The organism is Actinomadura barringtoniae, from assembly GCF_017573505.1.
Classification (GTDB): Bacteria; Actinomycetota; Actinomycetes; order Streptosporangiales; family Streptosporangiaceae; genus Spirillospora; species Spirillospora barringtoniae.
In genome coordinates, this window is record NZ_JAGEOJ010000006.1 from 390,269 (window position 1) to 407,454 (window position 17,186).

Here is a 17,186-nt window from a genome sequence, read left to right on the forward strand (position 1 = left end):
GCAGAGCAACGGCGCCGAGGGCAAGAGCAGCAGCGCCGACAGCGACCGGGCGCCGGCCGCCGCCTTCCCCGTGGGCTTCACCTGGGGCGCGGCCACCGCCGCGTACCAGATCGAGGGGGCGGCGGCCGAGGACGGGCGCGGGCCGTCGATCTGGGACACCTTCTGCCGCACGCCGGGCAAGGTGCTGAACGGCGAGAACGGCGACGTCGCGATCGACCACTACCACCGCTTCCGCGAGGACGTCGCGCTGATGGTGGACCTCGGGCTGACGGCGTACCGGTTCTCCATCTCCTGGCCGCGCGTTCAGCCGTCCGGCGCGGGCCCGGTCAACCAGGCCGGGCTCGACTTCTACCGCCGGCTGGTGGACGCGCTGCAGGAGGCGGGCATCGAGCCGTGGCCGACGCTCTACCACTGGGACCTGCCGCAGCCGCTGGAGGACGCGGGCGGCTGGCCGGAACGCGACGTCGCCTACCGCTTCGCCGACTACGCCTCGCAGGTGCACGCCGCGCTGGACGTACGGCGCTGGACGACCATCAACGAGCCCTGGTGCGCGGCGTTCCTCGGGTACGCCTCGGGCGAGCACGCGCCCGGCCGCCTCGAACCGGCCGCCTCGCTGCGCGCCGCGCACCACCTGATGCTGGGGCACGGCCTGGCGACCGAGGCGATGTGCGCGCGCCGTCCCGACGACCACTACGGCGCGGCCGTCAACCTGTACGCGGTCTCCCCCGCCGACCCGGCCAATCCGGCCGACGTCGACGCCGCCCGGCGCATCGACGGCCTGCAGAACCGCCTCTTCCTCGACCCGCTCCTGCGCGGCAGCTACCCGGCGGACGTGCTGGCCGACCTTGAGGGCCTCGGGTTCGACTCGTGCATCAAGGACGGCGACCTGGCGGCCATCAACCAGCCGCTCGACCACGTGGGCATCAATTACTACACCCGCCACACCGTGTCCGGCGTCCCCGGCGAGGCCACCCAGGCCGTCTCCTCCCCGTTCTCCTCGCACTCGCCGTGGGTGGGCAGCGACTTCGTGCGGTTCGTTCCGGCTGGACGGCCGGTCACCGGCATGGGCTGGGAGATCGACGAGATGGGCCTGTACGAGGTGCTCACCCGCGTCCATCGCGACTACGCCCCGGTCCCCCTCTACATCACCGAGAACGGCGCGGGCTACGACGAGACGCTGACCGACCCGTCTCCAGCCGACGGGCCGGCCGCCAACGGTTCCACGGTCCACGACACGGGCCGGATCTCCTATCTGGACCTCCATTTGCGCGCCTGCCACAAGGCGATCTCCGACGGAGTGCCGTTGCGGGGCTACTTCACGTGGTCTCTGCTGGATAATTTCGAATGGGCCTGGGGCTATTCCAAGCGCTTCGGCCTGGTCCACGTCGACTACGCGACGCAGCGCCGTACGCCCAAGGACAGCGCCCGCTGGTACTCGAACGTGATCCGCCACGGCGGACTGGGGGACCGAGGCGGGCTAGCGGAAGGGGCGCGATGAAGAGCACCGGGCGGCCGACCCTGGAGGAGGTCGCGGCCAGAGCGGGAGTGGGCCGCGGCACGGTATCGCGCGTGATCAACGGCTCGCCGCGGGTGAGCCCGCAGGCGCGCGACTCGGTCCTCAAGGCGATCGACGAGCTCGGCTACGTACCGAACCGTGCGGCGCGGACACTGGTCACCCACCGGACCGACACCGTGGCGCTGGTGGTGTCCGAGTCCGACCAGCGCCTGTTCGCGGAGCCCTACTTCGCGGGCATCATCCGGGGCATCTCGGCCGCCCTGGGCGACACCGGTCTCCAGCTGCTGCTCGCCCTGGCGCGCAACCCGGAGGAGTACGCGCGCCTGGAGCACTACCTCACCCCCCAGCACGTCGACGGCGTCCTGCTGACCTCCCTGCACGCCGAGGACCCGCTCCCCGGCAAGCTGGAGGCCGGCGGCGTCCCGACCGTGCTGGGCGGGCGTCCTCCCGGCGTCTCGGCCGTCAGCTACGTGGACGTCGACAACCGCCTCGGCGCACGCGAGGCGGTCGACCATCTCATCGCCCGGGGCCGGCGGCGGATCGCCACCATCGCCGGTCCCCAGGACATGGGCGTGGGCATAGACCGCCTCACCGGTTACCGCGACGCGCTCGCCGCCGAGGGCCTGCCCGAGCTGGTCGCGTACGGGGACTTCAGTGAGGCCAGCGGGATCGCCGCGACCAAGGAGCTGCTCCAACGCGATCCCGATCTGGACGCCGTCTTCGCCGCCGACGACCCGATGGCCCTGGGCGCGCTGCGCGTCCTGCGAGCCAAGGGCCGCGCCGTCCCGGGCGACGTCTCGGTGATCGGCTTCGACGACTCGGCCGCCGCGCCGCTGGCCGAGCCGCCGCTCACCACCGTTCACCAGTCGGCCGAGGAGATGGGCAGCGAGATGGCCCGCCTGCTCATCTCCCGGATCCGCGGCGAGGACCTGACCGACCCGGTGGTCATACTGCGTCCGCATCTGGTCCTGCGGGACTCCGCCTGACGCCGCCTTAAGCCTCCGCCGCACGTTGTCGCATATCTCGTCGCGCACGGTTTCGTTTGCGGCCGGGCGGTGCTTATTTTCGGCATTGGACCAGATCGTCGCACTGATTTACGCTGTTCGTAGATCCGACGGCGATTAGCGAATCACGGTGATTCACCATGGCCGCCGTGGAGGCTCCCCAGGTGGTCAGCAGGGAGGCGCCATGCGCGCCCCCGCGATGACCGGCCTGATCCACAAGGCACTGATGTACGAGTCCGAGCCCGAGTTCGTCGCGGCCGCGGTGAACTTCATCCAGGACGGCGAAGCGCTGGGCGAACCGACCATGGCCGTGGTCTCCCGGCGCAAAATCGAGATGCTGCGAGCAGCGACGACGGCCACTGTGGAGTACATCGACGCCGAAGGCTGGTACACCTCCCCCGGTGCCACGCTCGGCGCCTATTACCGGCGTGTCCAGCAACACCGCGGCCCGGGGCGGCTGCGGCTGGTCGGCGAACCGATCTGGACCGGCCGCAGTCCCCTGCAGGTCCGCGAATGGAAACGGTACGAGGCGGTCGCCAACCTGACGTTCGCCTCCTGCCCTGCCTGGATCCTGTGCCCGTACGACACCGGTGCCCTGCCCGACGACATCGTCGCGGCGGCGTCGTGCACCCATCCCGACGTGGTGGTCGGCGGCGTCAGCCACCGCAGCGCCGCCTACCAGGACCCCGCCGAGTTCGCGCGGTCCTGCGACCGGACGCCGCTGGCGCCGCCCGGCGCGGACGTGGCGGCGCTGCCGATCATCCCCGGAGGGCTGACCCGCGTCCGCGGATTCCTGGCCGCCGAGTCCACCCTGCGCGGGCTCGGCGGCGACCGCATGGAGGACCTGGTGATCGCGGCGAACGAGGCGGCGACCAACGTGGTCGAGCACGGCGGGCGGCGCGGCCGGGTGCGGATCTGGACCGACCACGGCGACCTGGTCTGCGACGTCGTGGACGAGGGCGGACGGCTGGACGACCCGCTCGCCGGGCACCTGCCGCCTCCCCCGCGCGCGACCAGCGGGCACGGGCTGTGGCTGATCCGGCAGCTGTGCGATCTGGTCGAGATCCGCGACGAGCCGGGCGGCGTCATCGTACGAATGCGCATGCATCTCAGCTAAAACCGATCATCCGATCCCTCCCGGGAACCGCCCGCACTAAAATGATCAGCCGGCGGCCCCCGCGACGGAGAGGACGGGCCATGTCGGACCAGACGAGTGGCTCGAACGACCCGGGCGACGGCGAGAACGTCCGCGACGGCGGCGCTCAGGGCGGCGGCGAGGGCGACAACACTCCCGAGCTGGATCTGGCCCGCCTGCGGGTCGACGTCCCGCATTCCGCCCGCATTTACGATTACATCCTCGGCGGCAAGGACAACTTCGAGGCCGACCGTGCCGCCGCGGCCGAGATCGTGAAGTACCAGCCGACGATCCCGCGGTCCATGCGCGGCAACCGGGCGTTCATGGCCCGGATGACCCGCCACCTGGTCACCGAGTTCGGCATCACGCAGTTCCTGGACGTCGGCACCGGCCTGCCCACCTCGCCCAACCTGCACGAGGCCGCGCAGCAGGTCGACCCCACCTGCCGGATCCTGTACGTCGACAACGATCCGATCGTCCTCGTGCACGCCCGCGCGCTGCTGCGCAGCAACCCCGCGGGCCGGACCTCCTACCTCGACGCCGACCTGCGCGACCCCGCCGGGATCCTGGACTCCGACCAGTTCCACGAGACGCTGGACCTGAAGCGGCCGATCGCGCTCACGCTCATCGCCATCATGCAGATGTTCGAGGACGACGAGGAGGCCCACGGCCTGGTGCGCCGCCTCGTGGAGCCGTTGGCGCCGGGCAGCACGCTGTCGATGACGATCGTGCCCGACGACCCGGAGGTCGAGGCCGGGTCGGCGATCTACCGCGCCCGCGGCCTGCCGATGCGCACGCGCAGCAAGGCCGAGGCGGAACGGTTCTTCGACGGCCTCGAACTGATCGACCCGGGCGTCACCCGTTCCACGCACTGGCATCCCGAGGGCGTACCGGAGACCGGCGAGAACCACATGTACGCCGGCGTCGCCATCAAACGCTGAGCTCCCGAACGGCGAGAAGCCGGGCCGGTGTGGCGTTCCGGCCCGGCTTCTCGCGGTGCGACCCCGGTTTCGTCCTGTGGGGCTAGCTGTCGCGGGAGGCGCGCGCGAGGGCGCCGGCGGTCGAGGTGAACGCGGGCAGGTAGCCGCTGGCATGCCCGAGCGCGGTCGGGTGGTAGGAGTTGCCGATCGGCAGCGTGACCGAGTTGAGCCAGTCGTCGCCCGAGCAGAGCTCGTGGCCGGAGAACTCGTCACGGACGTCGGAGAAGGTGAAGCCCGCGCGGGACGCACCCTGCGAGACGCTGGTGTCGAGGACGTCGGAGCCCTCGTTCAGCTTGTTCCGCTTGGTGTTGCTCAGCCCCACGCAGAAGCTCGTGATCTTGTAGAGGTGCGGGTAGCCGAGCACGACCACATGCGCGGACGGCGCCTTGGACTTGATCGTGGAGAAGAGCGAGTCCAGGCTTCCTGGCAGCGTGTTCTGGGCGCTGGCCTCGGCGTTGTTCACGGCGGAGACGCAGGTGGAGTCCGAGCCGGTGACGCAGGTCGACATCACGTTGGAGAAGCCGATGTCGTTGCCGCCGACGCTGATGCTCACAAGCGTGGTCGAGGAGCTGAGGGAGCCGAGCTGCCCGCTGTTCACGCTGCTGGTCGTCGCCCCGGAGCAGGCGACGAAGCTGAACGAGGCGGGGGCGTGCGCGGCGGCCCACAACTGCGGGTAGGCCTTGGTGCTGCGCTTGCAGTCGCCGCTCCCCGAGTCGTAGCTGCCAGCACCGACACCGGAGGAGTACGAGTCGCCCAGGGCGACGTAACGGGCACCGGCGGCCGAGGCCGTTCCGGTGGCGGCGAGCGAGCCTGCGAGAAATGCGAATGCGCCGGCGGAAAGCGCAAGGGAGCGGGGAAAGCGCATGGACCCTCCTGAGGGGAAAAGGGCGCTCGTTGATCACTTCCCTTATACTCCTGATCCCTTTTCATGACTTCCCAAGAAAGGTGGATCCCCTGGTCACCCTTGACTCTTGACGGAACGGTTTTCACATGGAATACCTGAACACCTAGCCCAGGGAGCAGTTCCCGCCGTTCAGACTGAAGGCGGTGGGTACGGCATTGATACCGGAGTGGGTGGCGTTGAAGCCGATGGTGGTTGAGGCGCCTGCGGCGAGGGTTCCGTTCCACGAGGCGTTCTTGGCCGCCACCGCCGCGCCGGTCTGTGACCATTCGGCGCTCCAGCCCTGGGTGACCTTCTGGTCGCCGGGGAAGGAGAACGCGAGACTCCAGCCGTTGATCGCGGCACTTCCGGTGTTGGTGACGGTGACCGATCCAGTGAAACCGGTGTTCCACTGGCTGACCACCTTGTAGCTCACCTTGCAGGAGAGGCCGGGGTCCGGTGGCGTGGTGCCGCCGCCGAGAGCCGTGCGGAGCGCCGCGTAGGCGGGCTTGGGCGCGAGGTTCTCGTCGTACGGGAGAGCGGCGCCCTGGCCGGGGAAGACACCCGGGATCCAGGAGTACTTGTCGGTGTAGTCCCAGACCGTGATCCCGACGCACCGGGACACCGCCAGGCACGCCTTGGTGACGTCGGAATACCAGGCGGCCTGGGTGCTGAGCTTGGCGGAGTCCGCGGGCAGGACCATGCGGATGTCCAGCTCGGTGATGGCCACGTCCACACCGAGATCGGCGAACCGCTGCAGGTTCTGCTGCACCTGGGAGGGAAGGCCGTACTGCAGCGCCAGATGTCCCTGGAAGCCGACGCCGTCGATGGGCACGCCCTGGGACTTCAGCGACTTGACCAGGTTGTACATCGCGTCGCTCTTCGCACCGATCCCGTCGGTGTTGTAGTCGTTGATGTAGAGCTTGGCCCCGGGGTCGGCGGCGCGCGCGGCGCGCAGGGCGTCGGCGATGTAGCTCTGGCCCAGCGTGCTGTAGAAGACCGAGTCGCGGAACGTCCCGTCGTCGTTGAACGGCTCGTTGACCACGTCCCAGTGCATCACCTGGCCCTTGTAGTGCGACGCGACCGTGGTGACGTGGTTCTGCAGGATCGACCGGAGCTCGGCCGCGGGGAAGCCGCCGTTCGACACCCAGCTCGGCAGCTGGCTGTGCCAGACGAGCGTGTGCCCGCGGACCTTCTGCCCGTTCTTCTGGGCGAGCGCGACGATCTCGTCGCCCTTGGCGAAGCTGAACTGCCCTCGCTGCGGCTCGGTGGCGTCCCACTTCATCGCGTTGCCGGGCGTGATCGCGTTGAACTCCCGACCCAGCGTCGCGACGTACGGGGCGTCGGACAGTTCCGGGTTGTCGGTGGCCGAGCCGAAGTAGCGCCCCTTGGCGGCGGCGAGCTCGCCCAGGGTCGGCTCGGCGGCGTGGGCGGGAACCGGCACGAACACGGCGGCGACGATCAGGGCGGCCGACAGTCTCGAGCCGAGGGCGAGTGGGAGGAGCGTCATGGGTCAGCCCTTCGTGGCACCGGCGGTGAGGCCGCCGATGAGCTGGCGTTCGGCGACGGAGTAGAAGGCCAGCGCGGGCACCATCGCGAGCACGATGTAGGCGAGGACCCGGGCGTAGTCGGTGTTGTACTGGCCCTGGAACTGCTGGACCCCGACCGGGATGGTCTGCCATTTGGGGTTGGTCAGGACCAGCAAGGGCAGGAAGAAGTTGTTCCAGCTCGCCACGATGGCCAGCACCGACACGGTGCCGAGCGCGGGCCGGGCCATGGGCAGCAGGATCCGCCAGAAGAAGCCGAACCGGCTGCAGCCGTCGAGGATGGCGGCCTCCTCCAGTTCGGCGGGGATGGTGCGGAAGAAGCTGCGCAGGATGATGATCGTCATGGGCAGGCCGAAGCCCGCCTGCGGCAGGATCAGCCCGATCGGGTTGTCGAGCAGGTCGAAGGTCCGCAGCAGCACGAACAGCGGCAGCACCGCCACCGCGAACGGGAACATCAGCCCGATCGTGAACAGCGTGTAGAACAGCTCCCGGCCGCGGAAGGCGTACCGGGCGAACACGAACGCCGCCATCGCCGACACCGAGACGGTGAGGAGCGTGGTCGCCACCGCGACCCCGGTGCTGTTGGCGACCTGCCTCCAGAACGAGCCCGACGACAGGACGCCGCTGTAGTTGGACAGCTTCCACGGCGACGGCAGCCCCAGGGGGTTGTCGGTCAGCTGGTCGGTGCTCTTGAAACCGGACAGCACGGCGTACAGCAGCGGGACGACGACGAACGCCCCGATCAGCCAGACGACCGAGTGCCTGGACAGGCTCCGGAGCATCACGCGCCTCCCCTGACGGTGACGGCCCCCTGCAGATCGCGGCGCAGCGCGAAGCGCTGGTAGAGCAGGGAGAACACGATGCTGATGAGGAACATCACGACGCTGATCGCGCTGGCGTAGCCCATCTGGAACCGTTTGAAGCCGAACTGGAACATCGAGACCGCCATCGTCTCCGACGCGTGCGTGGGCCCGCCGCGGCTGATCACCCAGACCAGGTCGAACAGCTGGAGCGAGCCGATGACCGACAGGAAGACGCTGATCCGGATCGTCGGCCCGAGCAGCGGCAGCGTGACGTGCCGGAACCGTTCCCAGGCGCCCGCGCCGTCGATCGCCGCGGCCTCCAGCAACTCCTTCGGGATGCCCTGCAGCCCGGCCAGGTAGAGCATCATGTGGAAGCCGAAGTACTTCCAGGTCATGACCAGGAAGATGGTCGGCAGGACCGTGCCGGGATCGGAGAACCACTTCCCGGCGAGGTCGCCCAGCACCGGCAGGTCCCCGACCAGGTGGTCGGCCATCCCGTCCTCCGGCAGGAAGATCATGCCGAAGAGCACCCCGGTGACGACCTCGGACAGGATGAACGGGGCGAAGAAGATCATCCTGTAGACGGCCCGGCCGCGGAGCCGCTGATTGAGCACGACGGCGGTGCCGAGCGAGAACGGCAGCTGGATCGCCAGGGACAGCACGATCAGGACGAGGCCGCGCCACAGGTCGCCCCGGAAGACCGGGTCGTCGGCCACCTTCCGGAAGTTGTCGGTGCCGACGAAGTCCTCGGGCCTGCCGAACCCGCCCCAGTGGAACATGCTGAGGTAGACGGCGACGACGATCGGCACCAGGACGAACAGGCCGAACAGCACCAGCGCCGGGACCAGGAACCACGTGATCGCCGTCCAGCCGCGCAGCCGCCGGAGCACGCCGGGCCGAGAGCGGCGGTACCCCGGCGGAGCAGCGGCGGCCGCCCTGCCCGTGGACGCGGTGGACGCGGTGGACGCGGTGGACGCGGTGGACGCGGTGGACGCGGTGGACGCGGTGGACGCGGTGGACGCGGTGGACGCGATCATCGTCACTGGCTCTTGGCCGTCTTGGTGATCTGCTGCGTGACCTGCTCGGGTGTCTTCTTGCCTGCGATGAGGTCGATGACGCTGTCGTTGACCTCCTGCCCGACGGCGGGAGGGAAGGCCTGGTCGAGGAAGAGCTGGAAGCCGGTCGCGCCCGCCACCGTACTGGCCACGATCTTGCGGTTCGGGTCGGTGATCTGGCTCTCGGTGCCCTTGACGACCGGCAGGTACCCGTTGGAGGCGATGAGCTTGTGCTCGTTCTCGGCGTTGACGAAGAACTTGAGGAAGTCGATGGCCGCGTCGGGCGCCCCCTTGCGGAGCGCGTGGCCGCCTCCGCCGCCGAACACCTCGGTCACCTTGCCCTGGCCGCCCTCCACCGCGGGGAACGGGAAGAAGCCCAGGTCGGAACCGATGCCCTTACCCGCGGCCTTCTCCACCTCCGGTCCCCATTGGCCCATGAGCTCCATGCCCGCCTTGCCGCTGCCCATGGTGGCGGCTTGGCCCCCGGGCGCGTCGTAGGCGGCGCCCTGGTAGCCCTGCTGGAACGGGGCGAGGTCGGAGAGTTCCTTGAGGTGCTGCCCCGCCTGGACGAACGCGGGCCCGGTGAAGTCGTTGCTCGACTGCGCCTGCTGGAGCGCGGGCAGGCCGCCGACGCGCAGGGCCAGGTAGGCCCAGTAGTACATGCCGGGCCACTTGTCCTTGCCCGCCAGGGCGATCGGCGTGACACCGGCGGCCTTGAGCTTCTTGACGGCGTCGATGTACGCCGACCAGGTGGCCGGAGGCGCGGTGATGCCCGCCTTAGCGAAGAGCTTTTTGTTGTACCAGAAGCCGACCATCCCGATGTCGAACGGGATCGCGTAGAGCTTGCCGTCGAACTGGTAGGGGTTGAGCGAGGTGGCCGACAGCGTGCTGGTGGCCCACGACGACGCCTTCGCGGTGAGGTCCTGGACCAGGCCCGCGTCGATCTGCTGCTTGAGAACGCCGCCGCCCCAGGTGTGGAAGATGTCGGGCAGCTTCCCCGAGGAGGTCTGCGCGGTCATCTTGGCCTTGAAGGCCTCGTTCTCCAGCACGGTGGTCTTGATCGTCACGTTCGGGTTGGCGGCCATGAACGCGCTGGCGATCTGCGGGAAGAGCGACTTGCCCGGCTCGGTGGTGGCGATGTTCCACCACTCGAGGGTGACCTTCTTCGATGAGCCGGCCGAGCCTCCTGAGCCACCCGGGTCCGAGTCGTCCGAGCCGCCGCCGCAGGCGCCGAGCAGGGGGACGGACAGGCCGGTCAGCCCGGCGGCGGCGAGGAACGAGCGGCGGGAGAGCGGTTCGGTGCCCATCGGGCCTCCGATCGTCGAAAATATTTCGAAACTTGTCGGAAACTTTGTTGTGGCCCGGACTCTAGAAAAGCGCTCTCCATCGGTCAAGACTCCAATACTGTCCAGCCATGGCCTGATATGCGCCGTCGAAAAGTTGCGATACTGTTCGCTCTCATCAGCCAGATCGGTCAGGGGGAGACGATGAGCGAACGGGCGCGCCCGACCCTCGCGGTGATCGCCGAGGAGGCGGGGGTCTCCCCCGCCACGGTGTCCAAGGTGCTGAACGGGCGGACCGACGTCGCGCCGTCGACCCGCGAGCGGGTCGAGGGGCTGCTCCACGAGCACAACTACCCCAGGCCCGGGCACGGCCGGCGCGCCCGCCGCTCCGGCCTGGTCGACCTGGTGCTGGCCGGTCTCGACAGCCCGTGGGCGATGGAGATCCTGCGCGGCGTGGAGGCCGAGTGCACGCTGCACGGGATCGGCGCGGTCGTCTCCCAGGTCCGCGAGGACGACGCCCGCCCGCCGAGCTGGCAGAACCTCCCGGCCCTGCACCACAGCGACGGCGTGATCCTGGTGACCTCCCGGATGACCGAGCGGCAGCGCGAGCAGCTCGAACGCGCGGGCGTGGCCCTGGTGCTCATCGACCCGGTCAACCTCCCCGACTCGGGCATCGCCAGCGTCGGCGCGACCAACTGGGCGGGCGGCATGGCGGCCACCGAGCATCTGCTGTCCCTCGGCCACCGCCGGATCGCGATGATCGGCGGGCCCGCCGACATCCTGTGCACCCAGGCGCGCGTGGACGGCTACCGCACCGCCCTGGACCGCGCCGGCGTCGAGGCCGACCGGGAGCTGATCCGCTACGGCGACTTCCACCACGAGGGCGGCTTCGCCCGCGCACGCGAGCTGCTGGCGCTGCCCGCCGGGCGCCGCCCGACGGCGATCTTCGCGGGCAGCGACCAGCAGGCCATGGGCGCCTACGAGGCCGCCCGCCAGGCCGGCCTGCGCGTGCCCGAGGACCTCAGCGTGGTCGGCTTCGACGACCTGCCGCTGTGCGAGTGGCTGTCACCGCCGCTGACCACCGTCCGCCAGCCGCTGGAGGAGATGGGCCGGATCGCCGCGCGCACGCTTCTCCAGCTCCTGGACGGCCAGCCCCTCCTCACGCCCCGGATCGAGCTCTCCACCCAGTTGCGCGTGCGCCATTCCACCGCCCCGCCCCCACCGGAGGGACCATGACCGAAGCCTGGCGCCACCCCCGCCTGCCGGTGGAGGACCGTGTCGCCGATCTGCTGGCCCGGATGACCCTGGAGGAGAAGGCGGGGCAGCTCGCGTCGTTCTGGGCGGTGCCCGAGGGCCCGAACGCGCCGGTCGCGCCGTCGGACGAGGACACCGGCGAGGAACCACCCGGCCTGGACGAGCTCGCCAAGCACGGCCTGGGCCAGCTCACCCGCGTGTTCGGCACGGTCCCCCTCTCCCCCGCCGACGGCGTCGCCCGGCTGCGCGACCTTCAGGAGCGGGTCGCGGGCGCGGGACGGTTCGGGCTGCCCGCGATCGCGCACGAGGAGTGCCTGACCGGCCTGATGGCCTGGCAGGCGACCGTCTTCCCTACCCCCTTGGCCTGGGGCGCGTCGTTCGACGAGGGCCTGGTCGAGGAGATGGCGGCGGCCGTCGGCGCGAGCATGCGGCGGCTCGGCGTTCACCAGGGACTGGCGCCGGTGCTCGACGTCGTCCGGGATCCGCGCTGGGGACGTACGGAGGAGTGCATCGGCGCGGACCCCTGCCTGGTCGGGGTGCTCGGCACGGCCTACGCACGCGGGCTGGAGGGCGCGGGCATCGTGGCCACCCTCAAGCACTTTGCGGGCTACTCCTCCTCGCGGAACGCCCGCAACATGGCGCCAGCGGCGGTGGGCCCCCGGGAGTTCGCCGACATCATCGTGGAGCCGTTCGTGCTGGCGCTGCGCGAGGGCCACGCCCGGGCCGTCATGCACTCCTACACCGACACCGACGGAATACCCGCCGCCGCCGACGAGCGGCTGCTCACCGGCCTGCTCCGGGAGGAGCTGGGCTTCACCGGGCTGGTCGTCGCCGACTACTACGGCATCTCCTTCCTGGAGACGCGGCACCGCGTCGCCGGCTCGCGCGGCGAGGCGGCCGCGGCGGCTCTGCACGCCGGACTGGACGTCGAACTCCCCACCGCTCGCTGCTACGGCGAACCGCTCGTCACCCAGGTCCGGGACGGCGCGGTGCCCGAGGAGCTCATCGACCGTTCGGCCGCCCGGGTCCTCACGCTGAAGGCCGAGCTCGGACTTCTCGACGAGGACTGGCGCAAGGAACTGGACGAGGCGGAGGCCGTACCGGCGCTCCTCGACCCGCCCGAGCACCGCGATCTCGCGCGCCGCCTGGCGGAGGAGTCGATCGTCCTGCTCGCCAACGTCGGGACCCTTCCCCTGGCGACCGGCCAGGCCGCTCGGATCGCCCTTGCCGGGCCGCTGGCCGACGATCCGCTGGGCATGACGGGCTGCTACTCGTTCCCCAACCACGTGGGCGCGCAGCACCCGGACGTGCCGCCCGGCGTGGCCATCGCCTCGCTGGCCGACGCCCTCCGCACCGAGCTGCCGTCGGCCTCGATCGAGGTCGCGCCCGCCGACGTGCCGGTGACGCGGGACTCCGACATCGCCGCGGCCGTCGCGGCCGCGCGCCGCTCCGAGATCTGCGTGCTCGCCCTGGGCGACCGCGCGGGCCTGTTCGGCCGGGGCACCTCCGGGGAGGGCTGCGACGTCGCGTCCCTCGCGTTGCCCGGGCGCCAGCGGGAACTCGCCGAGGCGGTGCTCGGCACCGGCACGCCCACCGTGATCGTGGTGGTGTCCGGCCGCCCGTACGCGCTCGGCGGCCTCGCGGAACGGGCGGCGGCCGTCGTCCAGGCGTTCTTCCCCGGGCAGGAGGGCGGCGCCGCGATCGCCGGCGTCCTGTCCGGCCGTGTCGACCCGTCCGGACGGCTCCCGGTCGACGTGCCACGCGGCGCGGACGATCCGCCCGGCGGGCACCTGCGCTCCCGCCTGGACGGCCCGCACGAGTGGAGCACGGTGGACTCGACGCCGCTCTACCCGTTCGGGCACGGCCTGACCTGGACCCGCTTCTCCTACGCCGGCCTCCACGTGGACCCCGCCGCGCCGACCGACGGCGCCGTCCACGTCGCCGCGACCGTCACCAACACCGGTGAACGGGCGGGCACCGAAGTGGTGCAGCTCTACCTGTCCGATCCGGTGGCCTCGGTCGTACGGCCCGCACGCCGGCTCGCGGGCTGGGCACGGGTGACGCTCGGGCCGGGCGGATCGGCCAGGGTCGAGTTCACCGTGCACGCCGACTGCGTCTCGTTCACCGGTCCGGGGCTGCGCCGCATCGTGGAGCCCGGGGTGATCGAGGTGGCGGTCGGCGCCTCCAGCGCGGACGGGGATCTGCCCCTGCGCGGCTCGTTCACCCTCGAAGGCCCGGTGCGCGAGCCGGGCGCGAACCGGGTCCTCACCGTCCCCGTCCACGTCAGCGAGCTGTGATGACGACCGTCCGCGATCCGAACCTCCCGGCCTTCCGCAATCCGATCCTTTCTGGCTTCCACCCGGACCCGTCGATCTGCCGCGTGGAGGACGACTACTACCTGGTGACATCGTCGTTCGAATGGTTCCCCGGCCTCCCGATCTTCCACAGCCGGGACCTTGTGCACTGGCGGCCGCTAGGCCATGTCCTGGACCATCCCTCGCAGCTGCCGCTGGACGGTGTGAAGGCGTCGAAGGGGCTCTACGCGCCGACGATCCGCTTCCACGACGGCACGTTCTACGTGGTGTGCACGCTGGTGGACGGCACGAGCTGGTCGGGGCACTTCGTGGTCACCGCCACCGATCCCGCCGGCCCCTGGTCGGAGCCGCACCCGCTGGAGGGCGGGGACATCGATCCGTCGCTGTTCTTCGACGACGACGGGCGCGCCTGGCTGACCGCGACCCGGCAGGTGTCCGGCCGGCACGAGGGCGCGACCGAGGTCTGGCTGCGCGAGTTCGACCCCGCGAAACTGCGGCTCACCGGCCCGGAGCACGTGATCTGGGACGGGGCCGTCAAGGGCGCCGTCTGGCCCGAGGGACCGCACCTCTACAAGATCGACGGGAGGTATCACCTGATCACCGCCGAGGGAGGCACGGCGCACGACCACGCGGTCGTGTCGGCCCGCGCCGACCGGGTCACCGGACCGTACGAGGGATGCCCCCGCAACCCCGTGCTGACCCACCGCCACCTCGGTCTCGACCACCCGATCACCGCGGTCGGGCACGCCGACCTCGTGCGGACGCCCGGCGGTGACTGGTGGATGACGCTGCTGGCCATGCGCCCGTACGGCGGATACTTCAGCAATCTGGGGCGCGAGACGTTCCTGGTCCCGGTCCGCTGGGAGGACGGCTGGCCGGTCGCCGGGCCGGTCGAGCCGTCCGCCGCCGCTCCCCGGCTGCCGGAGCATCCCTGGCCCGCCGAGCCCGCCTGCGACCACTTCGACGCGGCCGAGCTCGGCCCGTACTGGAACGTGCTGCGCACCCCGCGCGAGCGCTGGTGGAGCCTCACCGACCGCCCGGGCCACCTGCGGCTGCGGGTACGGCCGGAGAGCCTGGCGGGCGACGGGAACCCCTCGTTCGTGGCGCGCCGCCAGCAGCACCGGGACTTCGCCGCCTTCACCGCCCTCGACTTCACTCCGGGCGGCGAGAACGAGTGCGCGGGGCTGGCGCTGATCCAGAACCCGGGCTTCCACGTCCTGTTCGTGCTCACCACCGGCGGTCTCCGGCTCGTCCGCCGCGAGGGCGGCACCGACACGACCCTCGCCGAACACCCCGTTCCGCCGGGACCGCTGTATCTGGGCGTCGAGGCGCGCGGCCAGTCGTACGAGATGCGCTTCGCGGTCCAGCCAGGCCGCTGGCAGCGGCTGGGCGACCCCGTCGACGGCCGGCTGCTCAGCCCCGAGGTCGCGGGCGGGTTCACCGGCGCCTGTATCGGCATGTACGCCAGTTCCCTCGGCCGGCCGAGCATGAGCGTCGCCGACTTCGACTGGTTCGAGTACTCGGGGATCCAGCTCTAGGGCGACACGCATCGGCCGGGCGAAGTTCGTGGACTCCACGAACCCCGCCCGGCCATCGGTCATGTCTTGCTCGTTACGCGGGCGGGTTGGCGTTCTTGAGCAGCTCCTGGAACTGCGCGGAGAACCAGTGACCCGACAGCGGCGCGTTGGGCAGAGCGCCGCTCATGTGGTTGTTGTTACGCGGGTTGCCGGTGTACGTGGGGTCGCACATCCGGTCGAAGCCCTTGCCCTCGTCGTTCGGGATCTCGGTGCTGGAGCCGTCGGACTCGCCCGGAGGCTTGATCCAGACGTAGGCGTCGATGCCCGCCTGGGGCGCGGCCTTCGGGCGCTCGCCGAGCCCGGCACCGGCCTGGTTGCACCAGTTGCCGAGGTGGATGCGGCGGTCGGTGCGGCCGCCGTCGACGTAGGTGTCCACGTCGGTCTTCGCGCCGGGACCGGTCGGGCGGCCGGCGCCGCCCCAGCCGTTGCGGCTGGTGTCGATCAGCATGCCGATGCCGGAGTCGAAGCCGGCCTGAATGAGGCGCTGCCGCATGCCGAGCGCGTACGAGGTCTCGTCGACGTAGCGGTTCCAGTCGACCCACTTGGACTGGCGCACCGAGGTGCCGTTCACCGTGTCGTCGATCGTGAAGTACGGCTCCTTGGTCGCGCCGTAGTTGGCGGTGTTGGTGATGAAGCCGTGCACGTTCGCCATCGAGCCGGAGTCCTTGGCCACCTGGGCGAGCAGGTCGGCGGACGCGCCGAGGTTGTCGTCCCAGCCGAGCCAGCCGTGGTGCCCGACGTCGAGGTAGTTGTAGACGTTCGGGATCGCACCGAGCTTGTTCAGCGCGTAGGCGATGCCCTTCTGGTAGTTGCCGTTGGCCTTCATCGTGTTGCAGTTGGGCGTCGCGGTCGGCCGCGGGTCCACGTTGGTCACCAGGTTGGGCAGCGAGTCGATCTCGTCGACCGTCACGATCCGCAGCGAGGCGTACTTGGAGTCCGCGAGGATCGCGGCGATCGGGTCGATGAAGCTGGTCTTGTACTTGTCGAGGTCGGTCGCGCCGAGCTCACCGTTGGAGGCCAGCGCGGCACAGTCACGGCCGGGCAGGTCGTAGACGACGAGCTGGATCACCCCGGCGCCCTGGGCGAGCGCCTTGTCCAGGTGGGCGCGCAGGCCCATCGCGCCGCCCGTGCCCGCGATGGCCGCGATGCGGTCGAGCCACACGCCGGTCGGCTGGTTGGAGACGGCGCCGCCGCCCGGCTCGGCCGCCGCCTTGGCCGACCACTCCGGGTTCACGTACGCCTTGACCCCCGCGTACGGGTTGTCCACGCGGTTACCGGGAGGCGGGCTGGTGGGCGGGGTCGGGTCGGTCGGGCCCGTGGACCCGGTGCACAGCGTGCCGTTCAGCTTGAACTCGGTCGGCGCGGTGTTGGTCCCGGAGTAGGAGGCGTTGAAGCCCGGGGTCGCGGTCGCGCCGGTGGCGAGGGTGCCGCCCCACGAGGGGTTCTTCACGGTCACGTGCTTGCCGGACTGGCTGAACTCGCCGCTCCAGCCCTGGGTGACCTGCTGGTTGCCCGCGAAGTCCCATTCCAGGGTCCAGCCGTTCAGCGTGTCACCGAGGTTGGTGACCGACAGGTTGGCGGTGAAGCCGGTGTTCCATTGGTTGACGGAGTAGGTGACCTTGCAGCCGGCGGCGGCGCTGGCCTGGCTGCCTACCAAGGCGACCAGGCCGCCGGCGAGCAGGGCCGCGGCGGCACCGGCGGCCGCGCCACGGCGTGCGGAATTGAATCTCATCAGGGGGCAACCTTTCGGGGTGGGTGGGGCGACTACAGAGCACAGGTCAGAAAGCCGGGGCTGACGTAGTGGGAGCCGCAAGGTCCCGGAACACGCTGGCCGGTG

13 protein-coding genes are annotated in these 17,186 nt (G+C 70.7%); 7 read left to right on the forward strand and 6 right to left on the reverse strand.

All coding sequences use genetic code 11. The annotated features are described in order from the left end of the window. Positions 1-70: 70 nt before the first annotated feature. The 4 genes from J4573_RS17120 (at position 71) to J4573_RS17135 (ending at position 4,596) form a co-directional block, all read left to right on the forward strand. Positions 71-1,498 (forward strand): GH1 family beta-glucosidase, encoded by a 1,428-nt coding sequence (locus J4573_RS17120; protein ID WP_307796676.1) that lies wholly within the window; start codon positions 71-73, stop codon positions 1,496-1,498. Beyond that, a complete protein-coding gene (locus J4573_RS17125; protein ID WP_208256484.1) occupies positions 1,495-2,502 on the forward strand; it encodes a LacI family DNA-binding transcriptional regulator in 1,008 nt (335 codons plus the stop codon). Before J4573_RS17120 ends, J4573_RS17125 begins: the two co-directional genes overlap by 4 nt. 202 nt (positions 2,503-2,704) lie before the next feature. Continuing rightward, entirely contained in the window at positions 2,705-3,637 is a 933-nt protein-coding gene (locus J4573_RS17130) for an anti-sigma factor RsbA family regulatory protein (protein WP_208256485.1), read from the forward strand. Between the two features lie 80 nt (positions 3,638-3,717). After that, complete coding sequence (locus J4573_RS17135) at positions 3,718-4,596, forward strand: SAM-dependent methyltransferase (protein ID WP_208256486.1); 879 nt, start codon at positions 3,718-3,720, stop codon at positions 4,594-4,596. A gap of 82 nt (positions 4,597-4,678) precedes the next feature. On the opposite strand, the gene J4573_RS17140 is transcribed toward J4573_RS17135, so the two are convergent. The 5 genes from J4573_RS17140 to J4573_RS17160 form a co-directional block, all read right to left on the reverse strand. After that, entirely contained in the window at positions 4,679-5,500 is an 822-nt protein-coding gene (locus J4573_RS17140) for an SGNH/GDSL hydrolase family protein (protein WP_208256487.1), read from the reverse strand. 142 nt (positions 5,501-5,642) lie between these two features. After that, positions 5,643-7,025, reverse strand: a complete 1,383-nt coding sequence (locus tag J4573_RS17145; protein ID WP_208256488.1) for a glycoside hydrolase family 10 protein — start codon at positions 7,023-7,025, stop codon at positions 5,643-5,645. A gap of 3 nt (positions 7,026-7,028) precedes the next feature. After that, entirely contained in the window at positions 7,029-7,844 is an 816-nt protein-coding gene (locus J4573_RS17150; protein ID WP_208256489.1) for a carbohydrate ABC transporter permease, read from the reverse strand. Next, positions 7,844-8,902, reverse strand: coding sequence for a carbohydrate ABC transporter permease (locus J4573_RS17155; protein ID WP_208256490.1), 1,059 nt, complete (start codon positions 8,900-8,902; stop codon positions 7,844-7,846). Before J4573_RS17155 ends, J4573_RS17150 begins: the two co-directional genes overlap by 1 nt. 2 nt (positions 8,903-8,904) lie before the next feature. Continuing rightward, positions 8,905-10,227, reverse strand: coding sequence for an extracellular solute-binding protein (locus J4573_RS17160; protein WP_208256491.1), 1,323 nt, complete (start codon positions 10,225-10,227; stop codon positions 8,905-8,907). A 180-nt stretch (positions 10,228-10,407) separates the two neighbouring features. Here J4573_RS17160 and J4573_RS17165 point away from each other — a divergent pair, with 180 nt between their 5' ends. From J4573_RS17165 to J4573_RS17175, 3 genes are read left to right on the forward strand one after another with little or no spacing between them, the layout of a single operon-like run. Continuing rightward, complete coding sequence (locus tag J4573_RS17165; protein ID WP_208256492.1) at positions 10,408-11,439, forward strand: LacI family DNA-binding transcriptional regulator; 1,032 nt, start codon at positions 10,408-10,410, stop codon at positions 11,437-11,439. Beyond that, the gene (locus J4573_RS17170; RefSeq protein WP_208256493.1) at positions 11,436-13,754 is read left to right on the forward strand and encodes a glycoside hydrolase family 3 N-terminal domain-containing protein; all 2,319 of its coding nucleotides are present in this window, start codon (positions 11,436-11,438) and stop codon (positions 13,752-13,754) included. Before J4573_RS17165 ends, J4573_RS17170 begins: the two co-directional genes overlap by 4 nt. Beyond that, positions 13,754-15,310, forward strand: coding sequence for a glycoside hydrolase family 43 protein (locus J4573_RS17175; RefSeq protein ID WP_208256494.1), 1,557 nt, complete (start codon positions 13,754-13,756; stop codon positions 15,308-15,310). Before J4573_RS17170 ends, J4573_RS17175 begins: the two co-directional genes overlap by 1 nt. Positions 15,311-15,383: 73 nt before the next feature. Here J4573_RS17175 and J4573_RS17180 read toward each other — a convergent pair whose 3' ends face one another. Beyond that, on the reverse strand, positions 15,384-17,081 hold the full coding sequence (locus J4573_RS17180) for a glycoside hydrolase family 6 protein (RefSeq protein ID WP_208256495.1): 1,698 nt from the start codon (positions 17,079-17,081) through the stop codon (positions 15,384-15,386). Positions 17,082-17,186 lie beyond the last annotated feature (105 nt).

Excerpts from the sequence above, each read along its gene's own strand:
- J4573_RS17180 (WP_208256495.1), bottom strand. The coding sequence starts at position 17,081 with ATGAGATTCAATTCCGCACGCCGTGGCGCGGCCGCCGGTGCCGCCGCG.
- J4573_RS17170 (WP_208256493.1), top strand. The coding sequence starts at position 11,436 with ATGACCGAAGCCTGGCGCCACCCCCGCCTGCCGGTGGAGGACCGTGTC.
- J4573_RS17175 (WP_208256494.1), top strand. The coding sequence starts at position 13,754 with ATGACGACCGTCCGCGATCCGAACCTCCCGGCCTTCCGCAATCCGATC.
- J4573_RS17135 (WP_208256486.1), top strand. The coding sequence starts at position 3,718 with ATGTCGGACCAGACGAGTGGCTCGAACGACCCGGGCGACGGCGAGAAC.
- J4573_RS17155 (WP_208256490.1), bottom strand. The coding sequence starts at position 8,902 with ATGATCGCGTCCACCGCGTCCACCGCGTCCACCGCGTCCACCGCGTCC.
- J4573_RS17125 (WP_208256484.1), top strand. The coding sequence starts at position 1,495 with ATGAAGAGCACCGGGCGGCCGACCCTGGAGGAGGTCGCGGCCAGAGCG.
- J4573_RS17150 (WP_208256489.1), bottom strand. The coding sequence starts at position 7,844 with ATGCTCCGGAGCCTGTCCAGGCACTCGGTCGTCTGGCTGATCGGGGCG.
- J4573_RS17145 (WP_208256488.1), bottom strand. The coding sequence starts at position 7,025 with ATGACGCTCCTCCCACTCGCCCTCGGCTCGAGACTGTCGGCCGCCCTG.
- J4573_RS17130 (WP_208256485.1), top strand. The coding sequence starts at position 2,705 with ATGCGCGCCCCCGCGATGACCGGCCTGATCCACAAGGCACTGATGTAC.
- J4573_RS17160 (WP_208256491.1), bottom strand. The coding sequence starts at position 10,227 with ATGGGCACCGAACCGCTCTCCCGCCGCTCGTTCCTCGCCGCCGCCGGG.
- J4573_RS17140 (WP_208256487.1), bottom strand. The coding sequence starts at position 5,500 with ATGCGCTTTCCCCGCTCCCTTGCGCTTTCCGCCGGCGCATTCGCATTT.
- J4573_RS17165 (WP_208256492.1), top strand. The coding sequence starts at position 10,408 with ATGAGCGAACGGGCGCGCCCGACCCTCGCGGTGATCGCCGAGGAGGCG.